Source organism: Bacillus sp. LNXM65 (assembly GCF_002998575.1).
Lineage (GTDB): Bacteria > Bacillota > Bacilli > Bacillales > Bacillaceae > Bacillus.
The window spans coordinates 107,787-129,519 of sequence record NZ_PVRB01000006.1; the positions used below are offsets into that span (position 1 = coordinate 107,787).

Annotated in this window: 20 protein-coding genes; 8 read left to right on the forward strand and 12 right to left on the reverse strand. The window is 43.2% G+C overall.

Going from position 1 to position 21,733, the window contains the following annotated elements:
• Positions 1-30 precede the first annotated feature (30 nt).
• Complete coding sequence (locus C6Y03_RS13135; RefSeq protein WP_106039445.1) at positions 31-1,689, reverse strand: pyridoxal phosphate-dependent decarboxylase family protein; 1,659 nt, start codon at positions 1,687-1,689, stop codon at positions 31-33.
• Positions 1,690-2,267: 578 nt separating this feature from the next.
• Here C6Y03_RS13135 and ltaS point away from each other — a divergent pair.
• Together ltaS and C6Y03_RS13150 are read left to right on the forward strand one after the other, a co-directional pair.
• Entirely contained in the window at positions 2,268-4,250 is a 1,983-nt protein-coding gene (gene ltaS / locus C6Y03_RS13145) for a lipoteichoic acid synthase (protein ID WP_106039446.1), read from the forward strand.
• A gap of 99 nt (positions 4,251-4,349) precedes the next feature.
• Complete coding sequence (locus tag C6Y03_RS13150; protein WP_060595763.1) at positions 4,350-4,937, forward strand: YjgB family protein; 588 nt, start codon at positions 4,350-4,352, stop codon at positions 4,935-4,937.
• 44 nt (positions 4,938-4,981) lie between these two features.
• On the opposite strand, the gene C6Y03_RS13155 is transcribed toward C6Y03_RS13150, so the two are convergent.
• Entirely contained in the window at positions 4,982-5,485 is a 504-nt protein-coding gene (locus tag C6Y03_RS13155; protein WP_060595762.1) for a DoxX family protein, read from the reverse strand.
• Positions 5,486-5,680: 195 nt separating this feature from the next.
• Here C6Y03_RS13155 and C6Y03_RS13160 point away from each other — a divergent pair, with 195 nt between their 5' ends.
• Positions 5,681-6,439: a DUF817 domain-containing protein gene (locus tag C6Y03_RS13160; RefSeq protein WP_106039447.1), complete on the forward strand. Its 759-nt coding sequence runs from the start codon at positions 5,681-5,683 to the stop codon at positions 6,437-6,439.
• Positions 6,440-6,457: 18 nt separating this feature from the next.
• On the opposite strand, the gene nagE is transcribed toward C6Y03_RS13160, so the two are convergent.
• Positions 6,458-7,822 (reverse strand): N-acetylglucosamine-specific PTS transporter subunit IIBC, encoded by a 1,365-nt coding sequence (gene nagE / locus C6Y03_RS13165; protein WP_106039448.1) that lies wholly within the window; start codon positions 7,820-7,822, stop codon positions 6,458-6,460.
• 188 nt (positions 7,823-8,010) lie between these two features.
• Here nagE and map point away from each other — a divergent pair, with 188 nt between their 5' ends.
• From map to C6Y03_RS13175, 3 genes are all read left to right on the forward strand, one after another.
• Positions 8,011-8,760: a type I methionyl aminopeptidase gene (map, locus tag C6Y03_RS13170; protein WP_044139748.1), complete on the forward strand. Its 750-nt coding sequence runs from the start codon at positions 8,011-8,013 to the stop codon at positions 8,758-8,760.
• Between the two features lie 123 nt (positions 8,761-8,883).
• Entirely contained in the window at positions 8,884-9,045 is a 162-nt protein-coding gene (locus tag C6Y03_RS19375; RefSeq protein WP_003214360.1) for a hypothetical protein, read from the forward strand.
• 134 nt (positions 9,046-9,179) lie between these two features.
• The gene (locus C6Y03_RS13175; protein WP_003214303.1) at positions 9,180-9,317 is read left to right on the forward strand and encodes a YflJ family protein; all 138 of its coding nucleotides are present in this window, start codon (positions 9,180-9,182) and stop codon (positions 9,315-9,317) included.
• Between the two features lie 41 nt (positions 9,318-9,358).
• Here C6Y03_RS13175 and C6Y03_RS13180 read toward each other — a convergent pair whose 3' ends face one another.
• Entirely contained in the window at positions 9,359-10,009 is a 651-nt protein-coding gene (locus tag C6Y03_RS13180; protein WP_106039449.1) for an MOSC domain-containing protein, read from the reverse strand.
• 122 nt (positions 10,010-10,131) lie between these two features.
• Here C6Y03_RS13180 and C6Y03_RS13185 point away from each other — a divergent pair, with 122 nt between their 5' ends.
• Positions 10,132-10,401, forward strand: a complete 270-nt coding sequence (locus C6Y03_RS13185; protein WP_189318328.1) for an acylphosphatase — start codon at positions 10,132-10,134, stop codon at positions 10,399-10,401.
• A 19-nt stretch (positions 10,402-10,420) separates the two neighbouring features.
• Here C6Y03_RS13185 and C6Y03_RS13190 read toward each other — a convergent pair whose 3' ends face one another.
• Positions 10,421-11,524 carry a nitric oxide synthase oxygenase gene (locus tag C6Y03_RS13190; protein ID WP_106039451.1) on the reverse strand — a complete coding sequence of 368 codons (1,104 nt, stop codon included), beginning with the start codon at positions 11,522-11,524 and terminating at the stop codon, positions 10,421-10,423.
• 104 nt (positions 11,525-11,628) lie between these two features.
• A complete protein-coding gene (locus C6Y03_RS13195) occupies positions 11,629-12,186 on the reverse strand; it encodes a PadR family transcriptional regulator (protein ID WP_034665213.1) in 558 nt (185 codons plus the stop codon).
• 112 nt (positions 12,187-12,298) lie between these two features.
• Between C6Y03_RS13195 and C6Y03_RS13200 the strand changes: the two genes are divergently transcribed.
• Positions 12,299-12,784 carry a phenolic acid decarboxylase gene (locus tag C6Y03_RS13200; RefSeq protein WP_025206914.1) on the forward strand — a complete coding sequence of 162 codons (486 nt, stop codon included), beginning with the start codon at positions 12,299-12,301 and terminating at the stop codon, positions 12,782-12,784.
• 72 nt (positions 12,785-12,856) lie between these two features.
• Here C6Y03_RS13200 and C6Y03_RS13205 read toward each other — a convergent pair whose 3' ends face one another.
• The 6 genes from C6Y03_RS13205 to C6Y03_RS13230 all read right to left on the reverse strand — a co-directional run bounded on the left by C6Y03_RS13205 (position 12,857) and on the right by C6Y03_RS13230 (position 21,650).
• Positions 12,857-14,488, reverse strand: a complete 1,632-nt coding sequence (locus C6Y03_RS13205) for a M14 family metallopeptidase (RefSeq protein ID WP_106039452.1) — start codon at positions 14,486-14,488, stop codon at positions 12,857-12,859.
• A gap of 179 nt (positions 14,489-14,667) precedes the next feature.
• The gene (gene citM / locus C6Y03_RS13210; protein ID WP_034665220.1) at positions 14,668-15,966 is read right to left on the reverse strand and encodes an Mg(2+)/citrate complex secondary transporter CitM; all 1,299 of its coding nucleotides are present in this window, start codon (positions 15,964-15,966) and stop codon (positions 14,668-14,670) included.
• A gap of 191 nt (positions 15,967-16,157) precedes the next feature.
• Positions 16,158-17,135 (reverse strand): tripartite tricarboxylate transporter substrate-binding protein, encoded by a 978-nt coding sequence (locus C6Y03_RS13215; RefSeq protein WP_066031176.1) that lies wholly within the window; start codon positions 17,133-17,135, stop codon positions 16,158-16,160.
• 3 nt (positions 17,136-17,138) lie between these two features.
• A complete protein-coding gene (locus tag C6Y03_RS13220; RefSeq protein WP_066031780.1) occupies positions 17,139-17,837 on the reverse strand; it encodes a response regulator in 699 nt (232 codons plus the stop codon).
• Positions 17,838-17,840: 3 nt separating this feature from the next.
• Positions 17,841-19,439 (reverse strand): sensor histidine kinase, encoded by a 1,599-nt coding sequence (locus C6Y03_RS13225; protein WP_106039453.1) that lies wholly within the window; start codon positions 19,437-19,439, stop codon positions 17,841-17,843.
• Positions 19,440-19,577: 138 nt separating this feature from the next.
• Complete coding sequence (locus tag C6Y03_RS13230; RefSeq protein WP_106039454.1) at positions 19,578-21,650, reverse strand: exosporium glycoprotein BclB-related protein; 2,073 nt, start codon at positions 21,648-21,650, stop codon at positions 19,578-19,580.
• Positions 21,651-21,733 lie beyond the last annotated feature (83 nt).

Consider the following 21,733-nt stretch of genomic DNA (forward strand, 5'->3'; position numbering starts at 1 on the left):
TTTTCCTACATCTCCACTCTCAGATTTGATTTAAGCATGTACATGTTCAAATTGTCCACAAACAGATGCGATCACATCTTTTAAATAAGATACGATATGTGGGATATGCTTTGGTAACGTATAAGGTGAGATGACAAAAAACTTACTAACACTTAGATAGAATTCTTGTCCTTCTTTTGCATTTACAAGTAAAAACTTCGTTGTATCGCCAAAGAACATTTCGTCTCTTTTCTCTCCAAGCTTTTCAAACAGCATTTTGTTCAATTCATTGTTCCGCTCAATTTCCATTGCAGTCGCTTCGCCTGAAATTTCTTCTTGAAAGCGCGGTGAGCCGTCTAGGTAAATTCTAAATAATGTAGCCATTCCGACGTTGTCATCATTCACGACTTCTGCTTGCGGAATTTCTTGACTGAGTGCTTCTCTGAAGGCAAGGTTCACCTCTAGGAATTGACCGAGCAAGCGCTGGTAGCCTTCAATTCCAAACGTTAACAGCACACTCAGCATACTGATAGAGCTTCCCATTCTTGAGCATTCCAGTGTATAACCCGTATGGTATTCGCCGTAGCCTCTATGACCAACATATGGTGTCTCTTGTTCTTCCAGATCTAAACGCTTTAGGTCAGCAGCATTTTTCACTAAGAATAAACTAGATGTGTAAGGTGTTTGGCCGAGCTTTTGAAAGTCAAAGCACATCGTGTCAGCAAGAGAAAGATGCTGGAATTTCGCTTTGATTTCTTTTAGCATACGAAGAACACCGTCTGAGAATTGCAGCGGGTTTTCAGCTACATCATACTCATTAAAGAAAGCAAAGAATCCGCCGAGCGCTGAATCCGCATGAATATGCGGCACCTGTAGACCATACTCCTCAGCAATGGCTTCTGCTGTTTCACGTACCCCTTTTACATCATCAATTGCAATGGCATCTGTTGTTCCGGTTGTTGCGACAATATAAACGGGAATTCCGCCATTTTGTGCAACACGTTCCATTTGACAACGCAAATCTTCCATATCCATCGAATGATCTTTATTCGTCTTAATTCTGATCAAGTTGTCTGTGCCAAGTCCTGTTGCTTCCATTGACTTAAATAAGCTGTAATGTGCAGCATCAGAACAAAACGCATAAAGATTTTGCGGGACACCTTTTCGCAGTGACTCCGGCGCAACTTTTGCAATCGCTAAACGTAGTCCTGAGAAAATGGCTCCCTGACCTCCCCATGTTGTATATCCCCCGCTCACACTTGGATCATATCCGATGAGCTTAGACATCATTGAGACCACTCTGACCTCAGCTTCCGCTCCTGCTGGTCCATAAACATCCCATAGGTTGTTTCCATTTACCAGCATGGCCGTCAGCATGCCTAGAATTCCTGGTGTACTTGCCATTGGCAAAATGTTCGTGAAGAAATACTTTGTGTGGTATGGATGGTTATGTAAAAGCTTCAGTAATTCTTCATTCACAAGTTCCGCTTGTTGGCCGTTCACCGGAATTTGACTTGTTTCAGTGAGCTTTTGGTAAAAATCTTCTCCACGATTCTTTTCACCCTTTAGGTGTGCACGGTTCGGATCTTTCAGGTGATCGACCCCTGAAACAATCTGCTCCATCAATTTGATGAGTTCTTTACGCTCTGCTGCATTTCCGTCCTCACTCGGAAACCAGTTCTGAACGAGGTTCTCTGCTCGTACAGTCATATACTATCAATCCTTTCAATGGAAGATTTCCTGTCAAAGTCTATATCGACCCCAATTTAAAAGTTTATAGTCTCGAAATGTTCACTTAAGTATATTTAGATAATTTGTTCATTCATTAAAATAAATAAAACCCTTACAAAACACATCGAAAACATTATGTTGATGAAACAAAAAAATATATTGATATATCTCATCGCAGGAAATTTCATCCATGTTCCTCCTCCATTCTTTTTCTCATTTTTTTTACTTAACCTGCATAAACATTAAGAAACACTGGAAATACTCTCTAAATCATCATTGTAGAAACCAAATTAATTCTTTAGACTTGTGTCTTTTTACCCGTTTTATTGATATAACAACTGGAAAATTGCTGAATTTTCTGTTAATAATAGGATGAATTTCATAAAAAGTTTTTCGAAGAGCGAATAATTTCGTTTTCTTCCCTTTTATTGCTCGGACAGGCTGCTGACGCTCTTCTCCGGTTAACACTTTTCTATTTGAGCATTTCATGGTATATTCTAATGGTTCGTTTTCTTTCGTTCCGCCTCTTCCGTGTATCGGAGAAAAGGAGTGTTTTTATGAAAACATTTATTCAAAAACGAGGCCTCGGCTTCTTTGTTATTGCAGCCATCTTACTTTGGCTCAAAACGTATTCAGCGTATTTAATTGAATTTAAACTTGGTATATCAAATGTGCTTCAGCATATTTTGCTTTTCGTGAATCCTATTAGCTCCAGCTTGTTCTTTCTTGGCTTTGCTTTATTGTTCAAGAAAAAATGGCAGCCTGCCGCTATCATTGTGATTCATTTTTTCATGTCTTTTTTACTATACGCAAACATCGTGTACTATCGATTCTTCAATGACTTTATCACGCTGCCTACCGTGATGCAGGCAGGAACGAATGGCGGACAATTAGGTGATAGTGCATTTTCACTCATGCGTTGGACTGATATGTTTTACTTTATGGATACAATCATTTTGATCGTACTCGCAGTCCGCATGAAAAAGCAGCAGCAAACAAGTACAGCTACTGTACCTGTTCAAAAATCAAAATCGTTTAGACTCGTCCTTGTGTCCTCTGTTGTGATCTTTGTGATGAACTTAGTCGCCGCAGAGATTGATCGACCAGAGCTTTTATCAAGATCGTTTGACCGCAATTATTTAGTTAAATATTTAGGTGCTTATAACTTTACTGTGTTTGATGCCATTCAAAATGTGAAATCAAACAGCCAGCGTGCTCTGGCAAATTCAAATGACGTGACAGATGTAGAGAACTATTTAAAAGCGAACAGCGCTGATCCTAACCCGGCGTATTACGGGAAAGCGAAAGGCATGAACGTGATCACCATTTCTCTTGAATCTCTGCAAAACTTTGTCATTGATTACAAAGTAAATGGAAAAGAAGTGACGCCATTCCTTAATTCATTGGCACACGACAACCAAACGTTTTACTTTGATAACTTCTTCCATCAAACAGGACAAGGAAAGACGTCTGATGCTGAATTTATGATGGATACTGGGCTATTCCCATTATCACAGGGCTCTGTTTTTATTAACAAAGCGCAAAACACGTATCAAGCACTTCCTGGCATCTTGAAGAAGGATCAATACACGTCAGCAGAATTCCACGGCAATACGAAAACCTTTTGGAACCGTAATGAAATGTTTAAGTCGTTTGGATATGACAGATTTTACGATTCTGAGTACTACGATATGAATGAGCAAGATACGAAGAACTATGGGCTGAAAGATAAACCTTTCTTCAAAGAATCCATGCTAATGCTCGAAAACTTGAAGCAGCCGTTTTATTCGAAATTCATTACGTTATCGAACCATTTCCCATTTGGAATGGATGAAGGTGATACCGATTTCGAACCTGGTGACTTCGGAGACTCTGTCGTCAATAACTATTTCCAATCGGCTCATTATTTAGATGAAGCCATTGAACAGTTCTTCAACGACTTGAAAAAATCAGGTCTCTATGACAATACAGTCGTCATTATGTACGGAGACCATTACGGCATTTCTGAAAATCACAATGAAGCGATGGAAAAAGTGACAGGACAAAAAATCGGAGATTATGAAAATGCGCAGCTCATGCGTGTGCCGCTCTTTATTCATGTACCAGGGGTAAAAGGCGGACAGATTCATAAATACTCTGGAGAAGTCGATATCGCACCAACCCTTCTGCACCTGCTCGGCGATGATACGAAGAACTATTTAATGTCTGGTTCTGATATCTTATCGAAGAACTTCAAAGAGCTTGTGCCATTTAGAAACGGTGACTTCGTCTCTAAGGACTACACAAAAGTAGGCAATAACTATTACAGCAACAAAACAGGCGAGAAAATTGAGCCGACTGATAAAGCATCACAAGAAAATGAAACGGTGAAAAAGATGCTGGAGACATCTGATAAGATCGTCACCGAAGATTTACTCCGTTTCTACAAGCCTAAAGGCTTTACACCGATTGACCGCAATCAATATGACTATACAAAGAAAGTACAGGATGAAGAAGATTCCTCTTCCGCCAAAGATGAATCCAGCTCTTCATCAAAATAACTTTCTCATTTTAAGAACCAGCCGATCCCTGATCAGCTGGTTCTTTTCACGTTTGACCGCTATTGCACCGGGTATAGAAAGAAGAAGGAGGGATTTATCTTGAAAAAAACAACCGCTTTTGTCGTGACTGCTTCACTCGCTTCGTCCGCCCTAATTGGTTTCAGCCCTGCGGTCTCAGCACACGCCATGACCAAAACAGCAGTAGAACAATCCGTTCCTCAAGGTCCGAAAACCACATTAAACAACGTGTATGAGCTGGCACATAAAGGACAAATGCCGTACTATGCAGAAGGACTAAAAATTGGTGTTCAAACAAAAAAAGACGTTCATCATAAACTAGGAAATCCATATCCAGAAACAGGTCACAGCAGCTTTGATTTGTATCATGCTGAAATGGGGAATCCGGGATTTGCTTTTCATTATGATGCAAAAGGCAAAATTGACGAAATCCGTTATTTCGGTACAAATGTAGAAAAAGAAACAAATATCGGCGGGATGACCCCTTCCCTATTAAAGAAACAACTTGGACCAGCGGATTCGGTCAGCACCATCCCTCAGACAAAAGAGAAAAAATACGTGTATCGAACTGGAGATTATGAGCTTGAATTTATCGTCGGCCATGACCCAGATATAAATCAGCATAAACTCACCGTCCTGCATATTAACCTGATGAAAGCCGATTCCTAAATAAAAAAGCATCCTGAGCAGAAGCTGAGGATGCTTTTTCTTTATTATGAAGCCACTTCTAAATGCGGCTTTCTTTTCATTGTTCGTTTCAAGACTGGACCTGCGACATAATCAAGTCCAAATTTGCCTGCATTCCCTTTCGCTGCCATGATGACGATGGCAATGAGCAAGAGAAGCGGGTTGACAGAGACGGTACCAGCTAGTAAGAAAGAGACATTCATCACGCTTCCGAAAAAGGCTGCGGTTGTTGTGAACAATCCAACGATTAATCCTAGACCTACTAAGATTTCTCCCCACATGACCATGACACTGAATAGTCCCGCATTCGGCAAAGCGACATTTTCTAAAAACCATACATAGAACGGATACACTAGATGGCCATCTTTGACAACAGGTTCAGCTATCGCAAATTGTAAATATCCTGATGCATCGAATCCGCCTGTTAGTTTTCCTATACCAGATGTCAGCCAAGTCCATCCGATATAAAGTCTTGCTGCCAAAAGGATAACCGCTGCCCATACATTCGTTTGTAAGAATTTTGTAAACATGATGATGCCTCCTTTTAATTTATGTGAAATATTTCACATTCTCTTTATGATCTTATTATACTATGCCGTTTCTAATTTGTGATCTTTTTCACATATATATTCACAAATTGTTCATGAATATCTATGTGAGGTAAACTTTTCCCTTGCTAAAACCGTCTAAGTCATTTCAGACAATAAGAAGGGGTTTAACTTTGTATGAAAACATTATTCCATTTTGCTTACTTACAGGCGATGTCGTGTCTATTCCCTGTCATGATCTTTGCGGCGCTTGCCCTATCAAAGATGGTGGCTATTCCTTTTCTTCACCGGTATGATTTCATTCTACTGCTTTGCCTCCTGGCACAGATTCTCATGCTGACGCTTCGGCTGGAGACATTGAATGAACTGAAGGTGATTTGTCTATTTCACCTCATTGGAATTGGCTTAGAAATGTATAAAGTACATATGGGTTCTTGGTCCTATCCTGAAGAAGCTTATACGAAGGTCTTTGGGGTTCCGCTCTATAGCGGGTTTATGTATGCGAGTGTAGCAAGCTATATTTATCAGGCACTGTCCCGGCTTCAAGTGCAGATGGCTTCATGGCCCCATCCGTTTTTTTCAATCGGGATCAGTTTGTGCATTTATCTCAATTTCTTTACGCATCATTGGTTCTATGATCTCAGGTGGTGGCTGACATTGCTGCTTGTTGTCGTGTTTCGAAAAACGTCCGTCTCGTTTCAGGTTGGCTCTTCTACCTTTCGAATGCCGCTTGTCGTCTCATTTCTGCTGATTGGTTTCTTCATTTGGATTGCCGAAAATGTCACCACCTTTTTAGGAGCATGGCAATATCCAAATCAACAGCACGCTTGGTCTCTCGTACATCTTGGGAAAATCAGTTCTTGGTTTTTACTTGTTGTCATCAGTATTGTGCTGGTGATCGAACAGCGCAAACAAAAAAACGTTCAGCCCATTTGACCTGGCTGAACGCTTTTTTCAATCTCGATCGACTTCCTTGCGGAGATCATCTGCGACAAATTCTACATTCGTTCCAATGATGATTTGTACGGAGGTTTTCCCTGAAGTCAGTACCCCTTTGGCACCTGCTTTTTTCAATGTGCCTTCATTTAATAAATGTGTATCTTCTACTGTTAAACGTAGACGAGTGGCACAATGATCAATCGTGGTGATATTGTCTTTGCCGCCAAGTCCCTCTACAAGCATACTCGCACCTGCCGTCTTCGTATCATCGGCTGCAATATCTTCAATGTGATCATCTTCCCTGCCTGGTGTTTTGAGCTTTAACAGTTTAATGAGGAAATAGAAAACGACAAAGTACACAATGCCATAAAGCACCCCAACTCCGAGCAGCATGAGTGGTTTTTGTGCGATGCCAAAGCTTAAAACGTAATCAATCGCTCCTGCTGAAAAGGCGAAGCCACTATGAATTCCAATGGTGTTCACAATAAAGAGCGAAAGACCTGTTAGCACAGCATGGACACCATATAAGAGTGGAGATAAAAACATAAATGAAAATTCAATTGGTTCAGTGATCCCTGTAATAAATGACGTAAGCGCCATCCCAATCATCAAGCCAGCTGTAGCTTTTCGCTTTTCAGGCTTTGCGGTCACAACCATGGCTAGACATGCCGCTGGCAGACCGAACATCATCACTGGGAAGAACCCGGTCATAAAGACACCCGCACTTGGATCTCCTTTAAAGAATCGCGCTAAATCCCCTGTTGCCCCGCTGAATTCCCCGAATTGAAACCAAAATAAGTTATTCAGCACATGATGAAGCCCTAATGGAATGAGCAATCGGTTAAAGAAACCAAACAGCCCTGCACCCGTCGCACCAAGACTTAAAATCCATTCCCCTAAACCATTGATCCCGCTTTGAATCGGAGGCCAGACATATCCGAAAACGGCTGCTAATAGAATGGTGAAAAGTGCGGTCATAATCGGCACAAGCCGTCTTCCGCTAAAGAACCCTAAGTATTCCGGCAGTTTTGTATCCTTGAAGCGATTGTACACATACCCTGCCAATAGCCCGCATAAAATACCGCCCAATACCCCCATATTGTTCGTTGAGTTAATCGACGTTGTACCAGCTGATAAAATAAAATAAGAGATCGCACCTGATAATGCCGCTGCCCCATTACCATCCTTTGCAATGCCGATCGCTATACCCATTGCAAAAATTAAAGCCAAGTTTGCAAAAATAGCATTCCCTGCCGCATGAATAAACGGGATATCGAATACATCCTCCCGCCCAATAGCCAAAATAATCCCTGCTGCCGGAAGCACAGCGATTGGAAGCATAAATGATTTGCCTAGCTTTTGAAAAAACTGAAACACCATTTGCCTTCTCCCCCTTTGTCTTCATCATGACCAAACGTTCATGATGTTCATAAAAAATATATCATATGCACATCTAGTTATCTATACCAATTTGTCCACATTCATTTGACATTCCGCTCTTTACTCTTTTCGCGTAAAATGTGGTAAGCTATTGAATAGAATGAAGTTATAGAAAGCGGGAATGAACAGTGATTGTCAAACATGATCATGAGTTAGAAGCCTTAAAAAAAGTCGGTCGAATTGTCGCTTTGGCAAGAGAAGAAATGAAAAGCCAAGCGAAACCAGGCATGTCTACAAAAGAATTAGATTTGATTGGAAAAAAAATATTAGAAGAGCATGGGGCCAATTCGGCGCCTGAAAAGGAATATGACTTCCCTGGAACGACTTGTATCAGCGTGAACGATGAAGTTGCACACGGTATTCCAAGTGAAAAAACCATTTTACAAGAGGGCGACCTCATCAATATTGATATCTCAGCAGAGCTGGACGGCTATTATTCTGATACCGGCATTTCATTCGTATTAGGTACAGGTGATGCTCGTCTTGAAGCATTATGCCAGTGTGCAGAGGATGCGTTCCTCGAAGGATTAAAGCATGCAAAGGCCGGTAAAAGACAAAATCAAATTGGCCGTGCAGTCTACAATACAGCCAAAGAACAAGGATTTACCGTCATTAAAAACCTAACAGGACATGGCATCGGGAAAAGTCTGCATGAAGCACCCAACCATATTTTGAACTATTATGATCCATTCGATAATGCTTTGTTTAAGAATGGCACAGTGATCGCCTTCGAACCTTTTATTTCAACAAATGCTGAATCGATTTATCAGACTGATGACGGCTGGACATTTAAAACACCAGATAAAAGCCTAGTGGCACAGATTGAACATACTATTGTGATCACAAAAGACGAACCCATTATTTTAACGAAGCTGTAAGCCAGCAGGTCCCCTTCTTCACTGGAGGGGTTTTTTTCGTTTCCCTTTCACGAATCTGTCACGACTAAACAAAAATGCCTGTGGTAAAATAGGCAAAGATATGCGAAAGGGGTCTTATTTGATATGTGGTTCATCATCATAGGAGTTATCTTTTTGATAGAAAGTATCATCTTAACGGTTGTAGGTATTAAGAAAAAACAATCCATGATGACTTATCTTGGTATTGTCATCATGATTATGACGGTCGGCATGATCATCGTTACCCTCAACCCGCCAAATTCATAAATGATTATTTCCAGCATATACATGGATCATAGGCAGATAGAATCAGTTTTCATTTCTTAACCCCTGCACACTTTTCACGTCCTTTTTTGAGATGTTACAATGCAGGCAGTTTCAATTGAAAGGAGTTTTCTATCATGCATTATGGTAGCAAAGGCTGGTATGTCGAAGAATTAAAGAAGCTTGGTGTGACCAAGCATGAAGGAAGAAAGCTTCAAAGCTTAAAAACATATTTCCTTGCAAATCTTCTTGAGCAAAAGAAACCTAGCTCATAAACGCTTAAAGCCGTACATCAGCATAAGGTGTACGGCTTTTTTTAAATGTGCTGAATTCGTTTTTCTAAAGACTTCCTCACCACATCTGCTAAGGCATCTACTTCAAGAACGGCTTTCAGCCTCTCTGGACTTGTTTGACGATATTTGACTTCGTTCACTTCATGGACTGTAATGTGATGGGGCGCTTTTTCTACTAATACAAGAGAACCATCAGGCGGCACTATGCCTTCTTTCAGCACCCGTAAATAAAAGCCGGTATACCCCGTTTGCTGTACTTCCTTGACAAGCTTCATGTTAGCGTGCTTAAAAGATAGTTTCACACACGGCTGTCTTGGCTGGCTCACTTCAACAAGTGCTTCTCCAAGTTGAAAGACATCGCCAATACGCACCTTCGTCTCGACTAGCTTGCGCACTGTCAGATTTTCGCCAAACGCAGCTTCCTGTAATGTAACCCCTAAAAATTGCTCGAAGTAAGCATAATGATCATATGGAAAGACGCAGACTGCTTTATCATATCCTCCATGATGAACCAAATCACCTTGGCCATCTCCCTCAAAATTGACCTTACTCAAAAACACAGGCTCATGAATACGCTTTTTGTTGATGGCTGTTTTGATTTCTTTTCCGTTCTCATAGGTCGTGATGGGTTGTCCTACTTGGATTCCTACTATGTCATATCTCTTCTGTCCCACGATGACCATCTCCTTTGGTTGTCTCATGCCTATTATTTTACATCGTTAGACAATTAAATCATAGTCGATGCGTGAAGGTCAGTTACATGCTATGGTACGATGAGAAAAAAGGAGAGATGACATTGATTCATTATCATGCCATTGTCGCAGGACGGGTGCAGGGAGTCGGTTTTCGCTATTTTGTTCAAGGAGAAGCCGTCAATCGCGGGATGAAAGGCTGGGTACGCAACACAGATGAAGGTCATGTCGAGTTAAAGGTAGAGGGTGAGCAGCAAAAGGTGCTTGATTTCTTAAAGACCGTTCGAAAAGGAAGCCCTTTTTCAAAGGTCACAGATATGCAGATGGAGCCGCTCACTGAGTTAGCTCATTATAAGTATTTTCGAATAAAGTAATCAAAAAACCTAGCTCTCGCTAGGCTTTTTCTGTCCCATGGTAGGGCTTTTCCTGATAAAAATAATTCGGCTTCACAATGGTATTGTCGTAATGCTTGTGGAAGATGTGGGTAGCAGCTGGTGATACTGGCGGAATCAGCCATGTCCAGTCCCCAGTCAGCTTGCGGTCAGCCTTTTCTTCCTGCTTTTCAAACTGTTTGAATTGATGTGCTGCTGTATGGTGATCAACAATGGTCACCCCTGCTTCTCGGTAAGAATGGAGAACCGCCACATTCAACTCAACAATGGCTTTGTCCTTCCAAAACGCATTCTTTGTCGTGTCCAGCCCTAAAATAGAAGCAACTTTTTTCAGCATATTGTAGCGATTTTCATCGGCTAGGTTACGTGCGCCAATTTCTGTACCCATATACCATCCGTTAAACGGTGCCGCATTGTAATGAATACCGCCAATCTCTAATTTCATATCAGCAATAATCGGAACGGCGTACCATTTCAATCCTAAATCACGAAATCCTTCATATTCAGGATGGGTAATCTCGACTTCTTGGACGATTTCTTTCGGAAGCTCATACAGAACTGGCGGCTGATCCTTTAGCTGAAACATGAGAGGCAGAATATCAAAATGCGTGCCCTCCCCTTTCCAGCCATGGGCTTCACACAACTTTGTTAATTCAAGAGATGCCTCGTCGCCAATGATGCCATACTCCGTCTCATAGCCTGCATAACGAACGAGCTGATGATTATAAATGACGACTTCCTTTTGCGAATGATTTTCTGGAGGAAAGATCGTAATGGATGGTTTGATTTTCCCGCCATTTGTCGCATACTCAATATGATGAAAGAGTGCCTCTTTCACCTCTTCTTCTGTCTTCACATGCCGGCAGTCGTGAACATGCAAGGTTGACCAAAACAAACGGCCAATGCAGCGGTTGCTGTTGCGCCACGCCATTTTCGCCCCGTGCGCCAATTCCTCTTGTGTGTGAGTATACATCCCTTCAGAGTCAATTTCTTGTTTTATTTCATGCAGACGTGCTGCTTTCTCTTCATTTGACTTGCTTAATTCTTCATAGCATAAAGAAATAAAAGCTTCTGCTTCATTCCACAACGCTTCTTGATTACTCAAACATACTCGCCTCACTTTAATACGAATATATCCATTGTAGCGGTTTCTATTAATAAATTCACTGGTTTCAAACCATTTTTTATCATATCATCCGACCATTGTCCTTAGAGCGCGGATGAATCAATCCGTTTAAGGGTCTGCTCGAGCCAGCGGACATAGCCTTTTTCTCTTTCAATTGCCCTTGTCAGCACTAAGTAATGCCCAAATTGCGCTGAATGAAGCGATTCAGCGGCAGGGTCTTCCTCCGTTAAAGCGTGCAGCTTCTGTTCTAGCATGTCTATTTTTTTGGTGCGCTCTAGCAGTTGATGTGTAAACAAGTCAGCCGCTTCTTTGTTGTCCATGGAAGAGATGAAAAATGTTTTGAGCATGAATTCATCCTTTGTTGTTTCTGGTATCGGGTCTTTTGTCCTTAACCACTGATGCAATTCTGCTTTCCCTGCCTCTGTGATTTGATAGACCTTCTTCTCCAGCTTCTTTCCTTGTATACGAATATCAAATTCAATAAACCCTTCTTCTGTGAGACGCTTCAGCTCAGGGTAAATTTGGCTGTGCTTCGCGCTCCAAAACTGTCCAAGGGAATCCTTAAAATGTTTGGTTATATCATATCCCGTCAGCTCACACTGATCTAGTAAACCAAGAATGGCATATTTTAAAACTCTCATAATGTGCCTCCAACGCTTATTCTTTGACAATATTATACCATAGACTTTAAAATAAACATGTAAATCATGACATGTTTGAAATAACATCATTCTAATGAAAGAAGGAATAAACATGGATCAATTCGTTGGACTTCATATGATTTATACGTATGAAAATGGCTGGGAATATGAGATTTACATTAAAAACGATCACACCATTGATTACCGCATTCATAGCGGAATGGTTGGAGGCCGCTGGGTCCGTGATCAAGAAGTGAATATTGTGAAGCTGACAAAAGGCGTTTACAAAGTTTCTTGGACAGAACCAACTGGGACAGACGTCTCTCTGAACTTTATGCCTGAAGAAAAACGCATGCATGGCGTCATCTTCTTCCCAAAATGGGTGCATGAACGTCCAGATATCACAGTTTGCTATCAAAATGACTATATCGATCTCATGAAAGAATCTCGTGAAAAATACGAAACCTATCCAAAATATGTTGTTCCAGAATTTGCGGACATTACGTATATCCATCATGCAGGTGTAAATGACGAAACCATTATCGCCGAAGCACCATATGAAGGCTTGACTGATGAAATAAGAGCTGGACGAAAATAAAAAAGCGGCACGCACTGTGCCGCTTCTAGATTGTAGACAAAGGGCTAAAATGATGTTTATTTTAGCCCTTTTTTATTTAATGCCTAACGTCTTTTTAGATAGCAAGAACCGGTACACTGGGAGTTCATCGCCTACTTTTGAAGCAATAAACCCAGATGACATATAGCTGTCTTTTGATTCTGGTTCAAGGGCAAGTGACAATAAATTCGTTTGCGGCTGCGCCGTGATATATACCTTTGTCCCTTTTGGCAGCTGACGTTTCTTTTGGGTGAGTTTTGTTTCAAGCTGAATATCTGTTTTGCTCTTTTCGTCTCGTTTTGTTACTTGATAGGCTTGTACCGGTACTTTCACGCCGACAGGCAATGTGACACTCTTTAACCCTAAGGTTTCAAGCTTCCGTTCTACCCCTTCATGCCCAGGTAAAACGAGATAAGCTGTCGGTCGTTCTCTCGACATGACAGGAACAGCATCGCTCGCACTGTGAAAGCGTACAGGGACATTGATGGTCTGTCCTTTTTCAATATCCACCATTTCAAGCGAATCATCCACAGGCGCTTTGAAATCATCTTGAATAACCACTTGATCGTCATCATTTGATTGAAGTCCTTTTTTCACTAGCTTCAGTCGCTCCGTCACCATTTGCTGCTTCACCTGCTTAGCATGCTTCACCGTTGTTTCAATGATTTTTTCATGTGTGGTGACTTGTGCTGCGACGCGGCGGGTAAAATCCTCTCTTCCAATTCCAATCCCTCTGCTTTCTACAAGAAAGGATAGCGCTGGCGAGAGCGCCAAGGCATTTCGGCCAATTCGTGCATCCGTTCCGCCTTCATAGAGATCGATCTTTCCATCCTTTCCTCTTGTGCTTGTATAATATAAATCATTCGAAAATCCTTGATTTGTCAGCGTTTCACGGACGCCGCTCACATATAATTCATTTGACGTGAGCCGGATGCTTTCTGGAATATTCAAGTTCTTGCCTGATAATATCAGTAAATCGTGATATTTGAGGGCACCCGCTGAGCCGATATCATCAAACTGCTTTTGTCCCACATCGTATTCATGGGCATCAATGACTACTTCTGGTGCATACCGATTAAATTCTTGATGCAGGGCTGTGAGCTCTGGAGATTCTAATGTCATATGATCACGGTTTCCATCCGTTCCGTTTGCAAGCCTGCGGTCAAACGCATAAGAACCATCAGGATTGATTCTCGGGACAATGATCATATTCACATGATTGAGTATACGCTCTCCTTGTTCACCTGCTAATCGTTTTGCGATGACGAGAGCAGATTCACCGGAGGCTGGTTCATTTCCGTGTATTTGTGCTTGAAGCCAGATCGTTGGCTTTTTTGAAAGTGGAGAGATATGACGATCCTTTGTAAAGTAGAGAGCTGAAATGGACCGTCCTTCAATGGATGTTCCAATCTGTTTCTGCGTAGCGTAAGGACTTTTGCGGACAATATCACGTAAGAATTCTTGAAGCTCTTCTTGTGTCGTAAAGGCTTCTCCTTTTTTCTGAAAGGCAGGGGTGTCGAACGTCTTGTCAGGTTCAGGGTATAGCTTCTTCACTGAGGCCGGCTGTTCATAACTCTTTCCAAAATAAGGGGTATCTGCATGAGCTGAAGCTGGGCTCACCATCGACAAACTTCCTGCTATGAGGCATACAGCAGTAAAAAGAATCGTGCCTTTTCGGTTGGACATGCTATCCTCTCCCTTCGTTGATTTGCATTATAAAGAAAAAAACAGTAAAAGTGTCAGTATTTTTCAAAAATATATCTTTTGGAGGAACAAGAGTGTCTTTGTATAGGGCAAATGAATCGAGCCTGCTCGGCAATATGACCTAAAAAAAGTGCCTGCTCAAGTAGCAGACACTCTTTTATTTACCAAATGGAGATGGCCCCAATAAGTATCGACATGACCGTCATGGCGACGACTGCAAGTACAGCCCATTTCATGCCAAACTTCTGATGCTGATCCAGTGATACCCCAACAAGTCCAACAAGTAAATGAGTCGATGGAACAAGTGGGCTTAGCATATGAATCGGCTGACCAATAATAGAAGCTCTCGCGATTTCGATTTTATCAACACCGTATGCTGCCGCTGTTTCTGATAGGATCGGCAGGACCCCATAAAAGTATGCATCATTCGGCATAAAGAACGTAAATATCCCGCTCGTTAACGCAACAATGACTGGAATGAAGCCGCCAAGCTGCTCTGGAATGGCAGATACAATCGAAATCGCCATTTCATCGACCATTTTCGTTCCAGTTAAGATGCCTGTAAAAACCCCTGCCGCAAAAATCATGGAAGCAATGGCTAAGACGTTGGTTGAATGAGCCGCAATCCGTTCACGCTGCTGTTCAAGGTTCGGATAGTTCACGATAATCGCCACACAGAAAGCAAGAACAAATAGAACCGTTAAGCTGACTTTTCCTGAGACAAGAAGGAGCACCAATAACAACGTAAGCGTCAAGTTAAACCACCAAAGTTTCGGCCGCTTGATGTCATCCTGTAGTGCCGCTGCCATTTCATTTGCATGAATCGGCTGGTCGAGCTCAATGACACCAAGACGTTTTCTTTCAGACTTCCCAAGAAAGTATGCCACCACAATCATGCTCAAAACCCCTGCACCAATGACTGGAATCATCGGGCCAAATAAAAGTGAAGGATCAACGCCAAGTGCACTCGCCGCTCTAGGTGTGGCACCTCCCCATGGAATCGTATTCATAATCCCCATGCCAACTCCGGCAATCCCCGCTAAAATAATCGGACGGATGCCAAGCAGCGTAAATAACGGAAGCATCGCTGTTGTTGTAATCATGTACGTTGTTGTCCCGTCACCATCAAGTGCAACAAGCATGGTCAGGACAGCTGTTCCGACGACAATTTTTAATGGATCACCTTTGACAATGTTTAAAATTTTCGCCACCATTGGATCAAATAAACCAGCATCAATCATAATGCCAAAGTACAAAATCGCAAACATAATCATGACCGCTGTCGGCGCGACTTGCTGCACACCTTTGACAATCATGTCTGAAATTTCAGTAAAATGAAAACCTGCAATAAGAGCAAATGCAATTGGTGTTAACACCAATGCCGTTAAAACAGACATACGTTTCGTCATAATCAAAACCATAAATACAACCATCATAAGAAATCCTAAGATTGCTAACACTTTGTTCACCCCTTACGTTGTATACGCTTTCATTAAATGTTGGTATCCCATTTCCAACCCTTTCTGTCATGATATCTGACGTTGAAATTGAAGTAAATATTATGAATTTTAATTCTTTTTCGGTCGATAAATGCTTTTTGTTCATTTTGTTCAAACTTTGATTTTGATGGATTCCATGAAAAAAAGCGGTCTCACTCGACCGCTTGTTCTCCTTGGATAAACTGCTCATATCGCCTTAATTGCTCCTCCATAAAGATCTTTGCCTCTTTGCTGTTCATATAACGACTTGTCCAGCCCTTTTGCTTTAATTGCTTTTTCCAGGACTTCGTTTGTGTCATTTTTTGAAGAAGCTGATCCCATTCACGAATATCATGCTGATTCATTTGCTTTGGGCCCATCACACCACGCCAATGAGAGAAGATGAGCGGGATGCCTTGCTCTTTCCAAGTCGGCACATCTTCAAATCCCGCTAAACGCTGATTCGTTGTGGTTGCTACTAGCTTTAGCCTCTTCTTTTCATAATCATGACGAACTTCTGTAATCGTGGTAGTTGCTGCATCGACTTCATGATCTATGAGCGCTTGGAATAAATCATCTGCACTGTCAAATTTCAAAAATTGAATGCGATATGGATCAATTCCTGCCATTTCTGCCGCTCGTGCGAATGAGATTTGATCATCATTACCGAAGTCTGGGGCAAATCCAATTTTTAAGGAATCGGGTTTCTTCTTTAGTGAGTTTAATAGCTCCTTCCCATTTGAGAAAGGAGAATCCACTGGGACTGCGACGACCTGCCACTCTTCTGCCAAAATGGCGAGCGGTGTGACATCGTTCATTGTCATGTTACTGCTGCCAAGCAAATTACGGCTTAACAATAAGCTTGAATTCAAACTAACATAGTTGGTATCTCGCTCCATCATATATGTCCATCCTTTATCCACCGTTCCGCCTCTTTGATAAAGGATATTCACCGGCCGCTTCACCAGCTTTTCTTTCTCGAGCACTGATTTCATCACTTGAGCTGTTTGGTCAAAGCCGCCGTCAGGGACACCAGACACCACAATATATAATGGGCTGTGCTGCAGGAAAGAGTCGCCTCCCTTTTTTTCATTAAAGGTGAGCGTCATACAAAGACAGATCATAATGACAAGGCATATTCCTTTTTTCATCTTTTATGACTCCGCTTGCTTTATGGCAGGATAATATTTCCGTTCTGGTCTGCCAATGATTCCGTACGCAAGCTCTGCCCGGCATTCTCCTGTTGTCACGAGATACTCGACGTACCGTCTCGCTGTTGTGCGTGAAGCCCCCATCTTTTCTCCGAGTTCTTCCGCTGTAATCCCATTATTCTCTGATGCCATCAATGTTTTCACCTTGTCCAAAGTCAGCGAATTGATCCCTGTAGGCAGGTCCCTGCCATCCTTTTCTTTTGGCTCTTCTTGCATCTGTCCAAAAAACAAATCAATCATCGTTTGATTGACTTCATCCTTAGAATTGATGATGTCTTTTTTCTCTTTATATTCGGTTAAAACTTGCGCAAACTTTTGTGCGGTCACTGGTTTGATTAAATAATGAACCACTCCGTAATGAAGTGCATCTCTTAAAAGTGTCGTTTCTGTTGCAGCCGTGATAATAATCACATCTATTTCTGGATAGTGTTCTCTTAAAAGCGGCAACAGGTTTGTACCGAGCTCATCGGGCATATATACATCAAGCAAGATGAGGTCGACTTGTTCCTTTTGGAGCGCCTCCCACATATCTTTTGCACTCTTTGCCTTTCCGGCGATTTGAAATCCTTCTATTTGTTGTATATAAGATTCATGAATGGCTGCGATTCGAAAATCATCCTCCGCAATGAGTACCTTCATCACCATTTATTCCCCCTTTGTGCCTTTCGGTATGTATGCAGTGAAGATGGCACCGCCTTCTTTTTGGTTCGTCACTTCAATCCAGCCCCCAAGTTCGTTCAACACTTCTTTCACATTCGCTAGCCCGTAGCCTCGTCCTTCCCCCTTTGACGAATGGCCTCTTGTGAAAATATGTGAAAGTTCTTCCTCGTTTACTCCATCACCTGAATCAGATACTTCTATGATAATATCAAACCCAATATCTGTAATGAACAGGCTTACCTCGCGCGTCTCCTTATTTAGTACGGCCTCAAAGGCGTTATCTACAAGATTACCAATGATGGTAATAAAGTGAGATAGACTTAAATGTGGTGGAAGCGGCTCCAATGAACTATTTTCATCGATGTGGAAATGAACCTTCTTCTCAGATGCTTTCCCTAACTTGCCGAGTAAGATGGCTTGTATTTTAGGAGATCGAATTTGCTTCATGAGTAAATCGTGCTGACGGTTTTGCAGCGTATATTCTTCCTTTATTAAGTCGATGGCCTCATCCACTTGCTTCAGCTCAAGCAAACCTAAAATGGCGTACAGCTTATTTGAGAATTCATGCGTTTGTGCCCTCAGGTCTTCTGAATATTGGCTGACCTCTGTTAATGTATCCAGCAGCTTCGTCAGCTCTGTTTTCTCTCGGAAGCTCACAATTCCCCCAAAAACTCGATTGTCCTGGACCACTTTTTTCACATTTAAGACATAGGTTTTATCATTGACGACGGTTTCGATGTTCGGTTCAATCGTTTCTGCCTTTAAATAGAAAAGGAGATTGGCTTTTGGCAAGACTTGGTCAATATGAAGCGGCAGCTCGGATGAAACGCGCAGCATGTGTTCAGCAGATGTATTCATCATCGTTATCGCGCCTTTGCGGTCAAATGCAATAATCCCTTCTTTTATAGCAAGCAGCATCGCTTCTCTTTCTCGAAATAATGAAGCAATTTCGTGCGGTTCAAGCCCTAATGTATCTTTGCGAATACTTCTTGTTAAAAAAATCGCTCCGAATATACCAGGCAAGAGCACAAAAAGGGCAATATAGCTAAGCTTGATTAGTTGATGGGCTGTCGCTTGATCAATTTCCTTTTTTAAAAATTCGACGGTGACTGTGCCAATAATTTCTTCATGCTTGCCTGTTTCTTTCATAATCGGGGCACTGCCTCTGACAACGATTTCACCATTAGAATCACCCGTTGATATGGAGGTTCCCCCAAATAGCAGGGTACTTCTTCCTCTAAATACACTGATGGTTTTTCCTACATTCTCATGATTCGTATGAAAAAGGACCTTCCCTTTTTGATTGGTAATGAAGATGGCATGTGCTCTGACTTGATCCTTCATTTGCTCAAGCACTGCCTGTTCTTCATACTCAGACACTGATGAGGTGCCCACCGATGTTTTAATGGGCGGCATATATGAGATTGTTCTAGCGGTTTGCACCGCCAGCTGTTCAGCTTGCCGCTGCCTTTCTGATGTCTGCAGAAAACCAAAACAAATGGTCAATAACGCAATGACAACAAGCAAAAGCCCGATAATTAACCCCAAAATTTTCGTTTGTAAAGTGACTTTCCTTTTGCCCATCCTCACCTCTACAACCCCTAATTCAAGTAGATTCATCGACTAGACTCTAAGAAAATCATATCATTTTTTCTTACGAAGTTAAGAGAAAATTCATTCAAACAAAAAAGGACGACTCAAATCGAGTCATCCCTGTTTCAATTACGTGATAGATAAGCCTGCACTCGCATAGCCTGCTACAGTGTTAATTAAAGATAAGCCTGTTGCAGTCGCAGAGAAAACAACCAGTAATCTTGTTTCTGCTGTAACTGGCACATTCAGGCCGGTAGCGATTCCGTTTGAAATAGCACCAATAGTTAAAATCCCCGTTAATGGTGGTGCCAATGTGACACTCGCTACTTGAGTGAAGCTGTTATCTGGTGTCGGTGAAGCAAATAAGCTAGCTGTCACTGTAATACTCGTGCCGACTAAAGCCAATGCTGCCGTAGTACTAAAGTATCCGGCAAATGAAGTAATAGTGCCATCCCTTGGTACAGAGAATGCCATATTTAAAAGAGTACCTGCTGCTCCTGTTAAGTCGATGATACCACCTAGTATGCTAACGCCTGTTGCAGAGCTACCAAAGCCGACCAAACTAGAAGTTCCGACAAGACCCCCTGCAATTGTAGTCAAGACAGCAGGGGTACCTGATGCAAATGGAATAATCGCACTCGATCCAGTTGCTCCGGTTGCTCCTGTAACTCCGGTGGCGCCGGTATCTCCTGTTGCTCCAGTTACTCCAGTCGCTCCGGTGACTCCGGTGGCGCCGGTATCTCCGGTCGCTCCTGTGACTCCGGTGGCGCCAGTATCTCCTGTGGCTCCTGTGACTCCGGTGGCCCCGATATCTCCTGTGGCTCCCGTTACTCCGGTCGCTCCGGTGACTCCGGTATCTCCTGTGGCTCCTGTGACTCCGGTGGCGCCAGTATCTCCTGTGGCTCCCGTTACTCCGGTCGCTCCGGTGACTCCGGTCGCGCCAGTATCTCCTGTGGCTCCCGTTACTCCGGTCGCTCCGGTGGCGCCGGTATCTCCTGTGGCTCCCGTTACTCCAGTCGCTCCGGTGGCGCCGGTATCTCCGGTCGCTCCTGTGACTCCGGTATCTCCGGTCGCTCCTGTGACTCCGGTCGCGCCGATATCTCCGGTCGCTCCGGTGACTCCGGTCGCGCCAGTATCTCCTGTGGCTCCGGTGACTCCGGTGGCCCCGATATCTCCTGTGGCTCCCGTTACTCCAGTCGCTCCGGTGACTCCGGTATCTCCGGTGGCTCCTGTGACTCCGGTGGCGCCAGTATCTCCTGTGGCTCCCGTTACTCCGGTCGCTCCGGTGACTCCGGTGGCGCCGGTTGCTCCGGTAACTCCAGTCGCACCTGTATCTCCTGTTGCACCGGTCGCTCCTGTACCTGTTGCTCCTGTGATCCCGGTTGCTCCGGTAACTCCAGTCGCTCCCGTATCACCTGTTGCACCGGTCGCTCCTGTACCTGTTGCTCCTGTGGCTCCTGTGATCCCGGTTGCTCCGGTAACTCCAGTCGCACCTGTATCTCCTGTTGCACCGGTTGCTCCTGTACCTGTTGCTCCTGTGGCTCCTGTGATTCCGGTTGCTCCGGTAACTCCAGTCGCACCTGTATCTCCTGTCGCACCGGTCGCTCCTGTACCTGTTGCTCCTGTGGCTCCTGTGATTCCGGTTGCTCCGGTAACTCCAGTCGCACCTGTATCTCCTGTCGCACCGGTCGCTCCTGTACCTGTTGCTCCGGTTGCACCCGTTTCACCAGCAGCTGCTAACAATGTATAATCTGGTGACGTACCTGGCGTACCTGTTGGCGGCGCTGAATTCACCACATACGTACTTCCATCGAATGTCACGACTTGACCTACTGGATAGGTTGGGGCTACCGCTGGATCAAATGCCACGATGCCCGTTAAGCCTACACCAGTGGCTCCAGTTGCTCCTGCCGGGCCTGCTGGGCCTGCTGGGCCTGCTGGACCCGCTGGACCCACTGCACCTGCTGGACCTGCTGGGCCTCTTCTTCCTCTCCCGCCTGGCGGACCTTGAATCACACAAACACAAGGATCTTTTCCGCAGCAAGGATTTTTCACTGGTTTCCCTGGCTTTCCAGATTTCCCTTTCTTACAACTATCACATTCCCAGCCGTCATCCTTATACGCATCATACCAGCTTCCTTTTTGGTAGTGGTCTGTCGAATGAGTTGGATATGTCTTTCCGCATTGTCTACATCTTCTCATGGAATCACCCCCCATCCATCGTATTCATCATTCCTTGGAAAGGTGTATGTACACTTTTATTTTTATCAAGAAGTATTGAAAAG

Bases quoted from the DNA above. Each gene is read 5' to 3' on its own strand.
- ltaS (WP_106039446.1), top strand. From the start codon at position 2,268: ATGAAAACATTTATTCAAAAACGAGGCCTCGGCTTCTTTGTTATTGCA.
- C6Y03_RS13175 (WP_003214303.1), top strand. From the start codon at position 9,180: ATGCATTATGGTAGCAAAGGCTGGTATGTCGAAGAATTAAAGAAGCTT.
- C6Y03_RS13160 (WP_106039447.1), top strand. From the start codon at position 5,681: ATGAAAACATTATTCCATTTTGCTTACTTACAGGCGATGTCGTGTCTA.
- C6Y03_RS13195 (WP_034665213.1), bottom strand. From the start codon at position 12,186: ATGAGAGTTTTAAAATATGCCATTCTTGGTTTACTAGATCAGTGTGAG.
- C6Y03_RS13135 (WP_106039445.1), bottom strand. From the start codon at position 1,689: ATGACTGTACGAGCAGAGAACCTCGTTCAGAACTGGTTTCCGAGTGAG.
- C6Y03_RS13215 (WP_066031176.1), bottom strand. From the start codon at position 17,135: ATGAAAAAAGGAATATGCCTTGTCATTATGATCTGTCTTTGTATGACG.
- C6Y03_RS13230 (WP_106039454.1), bottom strand. From the start codon at position 21,650: ATGAGAAGATGTAGACAATGCGGAAAGACATATCCAACTCATTCGACA.
- C6Y03_RS19375 (WP_003214360.1), top strand. From the start codon at position 8,884: ATGTGGTTCATCATCATAGGAGTTATCTTTTTGATAGAAAGTATCATC.
- C6Y03_RS13205 (WP_106039452.1), bottom strand. From the start codon at position 14,488: ATGTCCAACCGAAAAGGCACGATTCTTTTTACTGCTGTATGCCTCATA.
- C6Y03_RS13225 (WP_106039453.1), bottom strand. From the start codon at position 19,439: ATGGGCAAAAGGAAAGTCACTTTACAAACGAAAATTTTGGGGTTAATT.
- nagE (WP_106039448.1), bottom strand. From the start codon at position 7,822: ATGGTGTTTCAGTTTTTTCAAAAGCTAGGCAAATCATTTATGCTTCCA.
- C6Y03_RS13155 (WP_060595762.1), bottom strand. From the start codon at position 5,485: ATGTTTACAAAATTCTTACAAACGAATGTATGGGCAGCGGTTATCCTT.
- C6Y03_RS13200 (WP_025206914.1), top strand. From the start codon at position 12,299: ATGGATCAATTCGTTGGACTTCATATGATTTATACGTATGAAAATGGC.